The following is a 2,022-nucleotide window of genomic DNA, read 5'->3' on the forward strand; positions in this document are numbered from 1 at the left end:
GCGTCAGATTTGTATAAGAGAAAGGTCCCGATGCCGACGGTCCGGACCGCCACGCCCACCGGAGTGGCCCCAGGTGGGGTCGGTCGCCGTCGGTCGTCAAGCCGCCCGCTCGGCCAGGTCGGTGTCGGCGAGCCGGTCGGTGAACTCGTGCCAGGCGCGGGCGCAGGCCTCCCCGACGTCGCGCAGCACGTCGCGGCAGTGGCCCGGGGTGGCGTCGGCGACCGCATCGGACTGCTCGGCGAGCGCCAACGTGGCGGAGACCAACCGCAGCAGCGTCCGCCCGCGCTCGGTGTAACGCAGCGACGGGTCGTTGGCCAGCCGCTCCAGCCCGGCCCGCAACACCGGTCCGAGCGGATCGGCGGCACCGGTCCCGGGCGGGGCGCACGGCGAGGTCACCACCGTGCCCTCTCGCGCGTCGGTCGCCATGGTCGTCAGTTGCCGACGGACGTCGAAGGCGGTGCCCACCGAGATGCCGGTCTCCCGCGCCACCTCGCGCAGGCTGGCCTCCGGTCGACGACGCATCAGCTCCGCGGCCCGCCGCCGACCGTCCGCAGCGGACAGTGGCCGCTGGCGTCCGTCCCGGCCCAGCCGGATGTTCGGATGTGCACCGTCGTCGGTCGAAGACCGGCGCAGCGTCGCCACCGTACGCGGGGACACGCCGCAGACCGAGGCGATCCACCGGTCCGAACGCTCCGGGTGCGAGGAGAGGATCCGACGGGCGGCGGCGGCCCGCTCGGGGCCGGTCAGCGGCATCCCGTGCCGCACGTTGAGGTGGACGGCGGCGACGAACGCGTCGTCGTCGCAGCCGTCGAAGAAGGTCACCGGGATCTGCCGGTCGCCGCGCAACCGTGCCGCCGCCAGCCGCTGCGCACCGTCGACGACCCGCATCGTCGACCGCTGCACCAGGATCGGCGGAAGCACCTCGACCGACTCGGCCAACTGCTGGATCCGGCCGGTACCGGCCACCGACGACCGAGGTGAACAGCCGACGACCACCGAGGTGGTGTCGACGAGAGTCACCTCCCGGCTCTGGACGCCCTGGATCCGTTCCCGCATGTACACCTCGACAGCCCCCGTTTGGGAAAGATCATCGATTGGCGGCCGATGGTACGGTCTCCGGCGTATCCGTCGCGCACAATTGGCGTACAAATGAATTGTCCTCGACTCTTGGCGGTCGGCCGGTCCGGCCGCGCGACGACGCGGTTCGGATGGTGTCCGGTCCCATGACTCAGGCCGTCGGCTGAGGTGACTGATGCTTCTCCGCTTCCACCTTCTCGGCCCGTTGTCGGTGTCCCGGGACGGGCACCCGGTCGACCTCGGCTCGGTCAAACAACGACTGCTGCTGGCCCTGATGTTGACCCGACCCGGTGAGGCCGTACCCGCCGACGAACTGGTGAACGTGCTCTGGGGCGACCAGCCGCCGGCCTCCGCCGCAGCCAACATCCGCACCTACGTGCGCGGGCTGCGGCAGGCGATCGACTGCGACGGCCGGATCGTCACCACCGCCGGTGGCTACCTGCTGCGGGTGGAGGCGGAGGAACGCGACCTGGACCGCTTCGACGCCGCCGTGGCGCGCGGGCGCACCGCCGTGACCTGCGGCGATCCGGTTCGTGCCGAGGCCGAGTTGGCGCAGGCGCTGGCGCTGTGGCGAGGCCCCGTCCTGGCCGGGCTGCCGTTGCCCCGGGCGCTGTCGCGCTGGGTGGGGCAGGTGACCGAGCGGCGTCTGCTGGCCGAGGAGGACCACGCCGGCACCCAGCTCGCGCTCGGTGCGGCGGCGCAGGTGATCCCCCGACTGCGGGCCCTGCTCGAACGGCATCCGCTACGGCAGCGTGCCTGGGCGCACCTGATGACCGGCCTGTACCACAGCGGGGACGTGGCCGGAGCGACGGCGGCCTTCCGGCAGGCCCGGCAGGTGCTGGCCGAGGAGACCGGAATGGACCCGGGGCCCGAGCTGACCCGCCTGCACGACGACATCCTGCACCACCGCTGCCCGCCGCCCGGCCCGCCACCGCGTGCCGAACC

2 protein-coding genes are annotated in these 2,022 nt (G+C 72.8%); one reads left to right on the top strand and one right to left on the bottom strand.

Features of this window, described 5'->3' with window-relative positions; genetic code table 11:
- Positions 1-96 precede the first annotated feature (96 nt).
- Positions 97-1,056 carry a ParB N-terminal domain-containing protein gene (locus tag EYA84_RS31150; RefSeq protein ID WP_131057766.1) on the bottom strand — a complete coding sequence of 320 codons (960 nt, stop codon included), beginning with the start codon at positions 1,054-1,056 and terminating at the stop codon, positions 97-99.
- A gap of 196 nt (positions 1,057-1,252) precedes the next feature.
- On the opposite strand from EYA84_RS31150, the gene EYA84_RS31155 reads away from it, so the two are divergent.
- A partial coding sequence (locus tag EYA84_RS31155) for an AfsR/SARP family transcriptional regulator (protein WP_131057767.1) occupies positions 1,253-2,022 on the top strand: 770 nt, incomplete at its 3' end.

The sequence above is a fragment of the Verrucosispora sp. SN26_14.1 genome (assembly GCF_004307965.1).
In the GTDB taxonomy this organism is placed as follows: domain Bacteria; phylum Actinomycetota; class Actinomycetes; order Mycobacteriales; family Micromonosporaceae; genus Micromonospora.

Bases quoted from the DNA above. Each gene is read 5' to 3' on its own strand.
- EYA84_RS31150 (WP_131057766.1), bottom strand. From the start codon at position 1,056: ATGCGGGAACGGATCCAGGGCGTCCAGAGCCGGGAGGTGACTCTCGTC.